Source organism: Paraburkholderia sp. CNPSo 3076 (assembly GCF_026343935.1).
GTDB classification, from domain to species: Bacteria; Pseudomonadota; Gammaproteobacteria; order Burkholderiales; family Burkholderiaceae; genus Paraburkholderia; species Paraburkholderia nodosa.
The window spans coordinates 1-5,751 of record NZ_JAPMAL010000092.1; the positions used below are offsets into that span (position 1 = coordinate 1).

The 5,751-nt window shown below is 57.3% G+C and carries 5 protein-coding genes and 3 pseudogenes; 7 read left to right on the plus strand and 1 reads right to left on the minus strand.

What is annotated here, in order from left to right:
- The 6 genes and pseudogenes from M3A49_RS41835 to M3A49_RS41860 form a co-directional block, all read left to right on the plus strand.
- Window positions 1-551: pseudogene (locus M3A49_RS41835) on the plus strand (IS66 family transposase); the annotation flags it as partial.
- A gap of 154 nt (window positions 552-705) precedes the next feature.
- Window positions 706-1,965 (plus strand): tyrosine-type recombinase/integrase, encoded by a 1,260-nt coding sequence (locus tag M3A49_RS41840; protein ID WP_266233943.1) that lies wholly within the window; start codon window positions 706-708, stop codon window positions 1,963-1,965.
- The gene (locus M3A49_RS41845) at window positions 1,962-2,906 is read left to right on the plus strand and encodes a tyrosine-type recombinase/integrase (protein ID WP_266233944.1); all 945 of its coding nucleotides are present in this window, start codon (window positions 1,962-1,964) and stop codon (window positions 2,904-2,906) included. The genes M3A49_RS41840 and M3A49_RS41845 overlap by 4 nt, the downstream gene beginning before the upstream one ends.
- A complete protein-coding gene (locus tag M3A49_RS41850; RefSeq protein ID WP_266233945.1) occupies window positions 2,903-3,907 on the plus strand; it encodes a tyrosine-type recombinase/integrase in 1,005 nt (334 codons plus the stop codon). The genes M3A49_RS41845 and M3A49_RS41850 overlap by 4 nt, the downstream gene beginning before the upstream one ends.
- Window positions 3,908-4,080: 173 nt before the next feature.
- Window positions 4,081-4,299: pseudogene (locus M3A49_RS41855) on the plus strand (transposase domain-containing protein); the annotation flags it as partial.
- Window positions 4,300-4,530: 231 nt separating this feature from the next.
- Window positions 4,531-4,708, plus strand: a pseudogene (locus M3A49_RS41860) (IS110 family transposase); the annotation flags it as partial.
- On the opposite strand, the gene M3A49_RS41865 reads toward M3A49_RS41860, so the two are convergent.
- The gene (locus tag M3A49_RS41865; RefSeq protein WP_266233946.1) at window positions 4,708-5,151 is read right to left on the minus strand and encodes a hypothetical protein; all 444 of its coding nucleotides are present in this window, start codon (window positions 5,149-5,151) and stop codon (window positions 4,708-4,710) included. The pseudogene M3A49_RS41860 and the gene M3A49_RS41865 overlap by 1 nt on opposite strands.
- Window positions 5,152-5,516: 365 nt before the next feature.
- Between M3A49_RS41865 and M3A49_RS41870 the strand changes: the two genes are divergently transcribed.
- A partial coding sequence (locus M3A49_RS41870; RefSeq protein WP_266233846.1) for a transposase occupies window positions 5,517-5,751 on the plus strand: 235 nt, incomplete at its 3' end.

A 5,751-nucleotide genomic window follows, 5' to 3' on the forward strand; every position in this document is an offset into this window, starting at 1 on the left:
GCGCCGAACCCGTTGTGCTGTTCGACTACCAGCCGGGGCGCGGCCAGGAACATCCGAAGAAGTTTCTCGGCGACTACAGCGGCATGCTGATGAGCGACGGCTACAGCGCCTGGCGCACGCTCAAAAAGGCCACGCACTTCGGATGCGTCGCGCACGCCCGGAGGCTGTTCGTCAAGGCGGACAAGGCGGCCGAGAAAAAAACGGACTCCGGCAAACAGAAGATACCTAACGCTCGTGTGGCGAAAGCGCTCGAATACTTCCAGGCCCTGTACCGTGTCGAGGCGCTCGCCAAGGGCGAACTGCCTGATGGCCAGACGCGCGCTGATTACACATATGGCTTGCGGCAAAAGCATAGCGTGCCGGTGCTCGAGGCCTTCAAGGCGTGGCTCGACGAACTGGCGCTCAAGGTACTGCCCCAGAGTCTGCTCGGCAAGGCAATCGCCTATACACCCAACCAGTGGCAATATCTGAGCCGCTACGTCACCGATGGTTGCGCTCCCATCGATAATAATGTTTGCGAACGTGACATCAGACCGTTTGCCACTTCGAGAAATTATCGACATCCGATGGTTATCAAAGGTTCGCCTCCTACGTGCAAGCAATAGTCCCTGTTTCCATGGTTAGAATCCGTGGAGCGCGTCCCACAACCTTCCATAATTTGGAGTACTTTCCTCTTGCTGTCTTGTCGTTTTGGGGAGAGTCATCATGCCAACGCACTCACGCGTCAGACCCGGCCACATCCTTGCGCAACGGTGGTTTTCCGATGCAGGCTTGGGGGCGCATGCGGATTCATACTGCCGATATCTGACCGAACGTGGATATCGGCAGGTAACTGTCGAGAGCTATTTCCGGAGTGTCGCGCACTTCGTGCACTGGATATCAGGTCAGGGAATGGGCCTGCGTGAACTCAGCGGACCATTGATTGATCGATTTCTCTACGACCATCTTCCGCACTGCCATTGCGCGGGCAAATGCAAAAGAACGGGAGCCGACATGCATGCCGCATTGATGCGTTTCTTGGAGATGCCGGATGTCACCCATGCACAGCCAGTTTCGAATGCGTCGGTGTTCATCGCACGAGAGCTTGCCGATTTCGATCACCACTTGATGGAAGTTTGCGGGCTCGCCGATAGCACCCGAAGTGCACGCAAGCTACATGTCGGAGAATTTCTCGTTGATCGGTTTGGTACCCGCAAGGTCGACATTTCCAGGCTCAAGCCGGATGATGTCTCCCGCTTTGTCCTGCACCGCACACGTGGCCTCGCACCCGGTACGATCAGGGGTGTGAGCAATTCGCTGCGCCGCTATTTCCGATTCAAGGCCAGTCACGGCATCCCAACTACAGCGCTCATCGCCGCATTGCCGCGTGTACCTTCATGGCGGCTCGCAGGGTTGCCCGATGTGCTATCGGCTGTGGAGATCAGGCAACTGCTCAGTGCCTTTGACCACAACAATCCAACCGGCATGCGCGACTATGCCATTACACGTTGTTTGCTGGACCTCGGCTTGCGACGCACAGAAGTCGCTCACCTGTGCCTTGGTGACATCGACTGGCGTGCTGGGACCTTGAATTTGCACAGTAAGGGCGGTCGAATTGACATCGTGCCTTTGCCTCAACAAACCGGCGAAGCAATCGCCAGGTACCTGCGGGACGGGCGACCTCAAACGACGCGGCGCGAGGTTTTTGTACGCCATCGTCCACCGCTCAATACTGAAGCCAATCTGGACATCGTGAGAAACGCGGTGCGCTACGCTGCGGAACGTTGCGGACTTCAGCAACGCGTGCGCGGGACGCACATTTTCCGGTACACGATGGCATGTCGGATGACACAAGTCGGCACCCCATTCAAAGAAATCGCCGACGTACTGCGTCACCGCTGCCTCGACACGACGTCCATTTATGCGAAGCTGGACGTTCCATCGCTTCGGCGGGTGGCGCTGCCCTGGCCGGGGAGGGTCTCATGAGCCGCCCAAATTCGTTCATGACGTGGGTCAACGACTACCTCGCGATTCGCCGTCAGGCGGGCTATGCGCTCAAGGCGGAAGGCGGAGTGCTTCGTGACTTCGCCCGATTTGCCGAGCGGATCGGCTATCAGGGGGCGCTGACCAGACAGCTTGCCGTTCGATGGGCCAGTAGTTCTCCCGGTGGTCGGCGGTTGACGGCAGCACGGAGAATCGAGGTGTTGCGGCCGTTCGCCAGATACTGTCAGCAATTCGATCCCGCAACGGAGGTTCCTCCTCGATCGCTGTTAGGTCCGGCCCGTCGTCGATTGGCGCCACATATCTTTAGTGCCACTGAAATCATTGAGCTAATGGCGGCCTGCGCTGGTCTTTACCCGCCAGGCGGCTTGCGCGGCTCAAGCTGCGCGACCATCTTCGGATTGATGGCGTCGACAGGCCTGCGAATCTCGGAAGCGACGGCGCTGACCCGCTCGGATGTCGATCTTACGCATCAGCTACTTTATATTCGGCACGCGAAGCTGGGTAAATCACGATGGGTCCCGATACACCACACTACGGCTCGCGCGCTGCAGCGCTATGCGAACACGCGTGACCTCGAACATCTCGCCGGGAACTGCGAGGCATTTTTCGTTTTTGACTATGGGCGTCCTGCCTCCACACGAAGCGTCGAGTATGCCTTTCATGTTCTCCGTGACACATTGAAGTGGCAACCTCGCGGCGACCATGGCCGGCTCCGCCTGCATGACCTAAGACATTCGTTCGTCTGCCACAGGCTAGAGGACTGGTACGCACGTGGACTGGACGTAGATCGAAGCATTCTTGCCTTGTCGACCTACCTTGGGCACGTCAAAGTCACCGACACGTACTGGTATGAGACAGCCACCCCGGAACTGCTAGCCATCGCAGCCCAACGCTTCGTGAGATGCCAGCGAGGTACATCATGAGCAAGTCCTCCATACAACCGTTTCCAGCGCTACTGCAGAAATTCTTTACGCAGCGCCTGCAACAGCAGAGACACGTAAGCCCCCGGACTGTGACGGCCTACCGCGACAGCTTCCGCTTGCTGTTAGCCTTTGCATACCAACGTCTGCACAAGCGTCCCTCCGATCTTGCTATAGAAGATCTGACAGCTTCATTCATTCTCGAGTTTCTCCGCCATCTTGAACAGGATCGCCATAATTGCATTCGGAGCCGCAACGCGAGGTTTGCCGCCATACGGTCGTTTATGGAATATGTCTCGTTCGAGGAGCCGTCAGTGCTGGCAATCGCGCGATCCGTATTGGCAATTCCGATGAAGCGGTTCGAGCAACCTCTCGTCGGATTTCTGTCTCGTGAGCATATTGAAGCGATTATCGCCGCTCCTGACACGGGAACGTGGACGGGTCAACGTGACCACATCATGCTCGTAACGCTGTACAACACCGGCGCGCGTGTTTCCGAGCTCCTTGAGATGCGTGTATCCGATCTCGTTTTCGGTCCGATCGCATGGGTACGCATTCATGGCAAGGGCCGAAAGGAGCGTTCTGTGCCGCTGTGGCCGGACACGGCCAGAGAACTGAAGCGCTGGTTGAAGCAATATCCGCGGAACCCTCACGAACCGCTTTTCCCTGGTCGGTCCGGCGCTCCGCTAACGCGAGTCGGGTTTGCCGAACGGCTGAACCTCGCAGTCGAGGAGGCATCGAGGAAATTTCCTGAACTTGCGCTACGCCATGTCCATCCGCATCTTGTTCGGCACTCCGTAGCGATGCACATGCTGCAATCCGGTGTAGATATCACCGTCATCGCGCTATGGCTCGGTCACGAAAGCCCAGTCACAACCCATCGATATGTTGAAGCCGATCTTGGAATGAAGGAGCGGGCGCTAAAATCCCTCCAGGCGCCTTCGCGAAAGCCGATCCGATATCGCCCCGAAGACGATGTGCTTCGCTTCCTGGAGACCCTGTAGTTATGGAAACCAGATCGACTGGACACGCTTTTGACGTGCCGATCTGTCAATCGACGGTCCCGCGTTTGCGGGACCGTGCAGACGTTTGCTGGTCTCCTTCGGTCGCGTAGCCGGACGAACCTTCGATAACTATCGAGTGTCGATAATTTCTCTTAGGGAAACACTTCCCTAAGAGAAAGTCATGGCTGTTTAGCGACACAGTTGATGGCGCAAAAGCGAGCGCCACGGTGTACAGCCTGATGTTGACGTGCAGAGCCTGCGGCGTCGAGCCATACGACTACCTGCTACACATACTCACCGAGTTGCCGCAGCGTGCGCCGGACGCAGATGTAACCGACCTTCTGCCGTTCAATTACGCGCGGCAACAAAAGGAAAAGGAAGAGACCGGCTGACGAACTGAATGCGCGTCGGCGTGCTGGCCCACGCGCAGGCTCATCACCTCGACGCGAATATCGCCGGTTGACCCCGACCATCGCGGTACGGCTGCGCTTGCCCGTCTGTCGCAAACGATTCTTTATTCGGTGTGCTGAAATCACCGCTTACGTTCGTTGTCAGGCTCATGCAGCATAGTCCGTGGGGTAAGGGGTGCACTGCGCACGCTCTTGCCTCCATGCACCAACGCCATGCAAGACACTCAACAACATTTCGCCGTCGATGTCTTCGTCGGCGTCGATGTCGATGTCGGTAAAGGCCAGCATCATACCGTTGCGTACGATCGGAACGGCAGGCGCCTGTACCACAAGGCGCTAGCCAACGACGAGGTCAAGCTGCAAGGCCCTCATTGCAGCACTCAAGAAGCATCAATCCTCCCCGTACCCATCTAAAAACAGCGCGGCAGCCGAGGCCATGGTTTTATCTTTTTTGCGGAGATCGCGCTCGAGTGCCCTGATGCGGAACCGAGTAGCCTTTGACTCACCTCGAGTGACACGTCCAAAGGCGCGCAGCCCCTCCATGGCAGCTTTGCCCCATAGCATAAACTCCAACGGATCTACATTATTGTTCTCCAAAAAGGCGTTCCTAGCGGTCTCATCGGGGATCCGCATCGCATCACCCACCAGCCGAAGCATTTTCTGCGGAGTCCATCCCCGGCGACGCGCGTCAGTGGCCATCGCTTGCGCGCGCCAGTTCTCGAGTGTGTGCGCTGGCACACCCGTTTCCATTGAAACCGCTTCCAACGGTTCCTTTTTAGGCGGCATCAAGCGTTTTTGAATCTCGGCTTTGAATTGCTGTTTATAACGCGGCACCTTTATCTCTTATTGCCCTCACGGTTCAAATACTACCGGACCACATCCATTCCGCTTTTGTGGGGGGGCAACCCACAGCGACTGTAAGAATGCAGCGCCGGTGATAACCAGATTACTGTAGAACATGGTGCCCCATTGTTGCAGGACTCGCCCAGAGCACAGCGAAAATGATCAGTGCGGAAGCGAACTGCTGTCCGCACCTGTTTGCTCGTTTCGAGACGGCTGTATTGCGTGAGCCGATCTTCACTTAACACAGGAGCGCTAATGCGCCGACCGAAAGACTGTGGGGTCCGCTGAAGGTCTGAGCTTGCCCCCGAAAAACGAATCCCTTGCTGAAAAGGTAGACTAAAGCAAGGAGAAGAACGATGAAAAGCAAGGCAAAGCGGGCACAGTACACGCTCGAGTTCAAGCTGGAAGCTGTGCGGCTGGTGAAAGCCGGGCAGAGCATGGCAGCAGTGGCGGCGACACTGGGCGTGGTTGAACAGACACTGTACAACTGGGTGAAGGCTGACCGGGAAGGCAAGCTCGCGGGAGCAGGCACGAAGCCCGTGAGCCCCGAACAGATGGAACTGGCGCGGCTGCGTGCGGAGGTAGCGCGCC

Coding starts and splice junctions, on each gene's coding strand:
- M3A49_RS41840 (WP_266233943.1), top strand. CDS start 706: ATGCCAACGCACTCACGCGTCAGACCCGGCCACATCCTTGCGCAACGG.
- M3A49_RS41845 (WP_266233944.1), top strand. CDS start 1,962: ATGAGCCGCCCAAATTCGTTCATGACGTGGGTCAACGACTACCTCGCG.
- M3A49_RS41850 (WP_266233945.1), top strand. CDS start 2,903: ATGAGCAAGTCCTCCATACAACCGTTTCCAGCGCTACTGCAGAAATTC.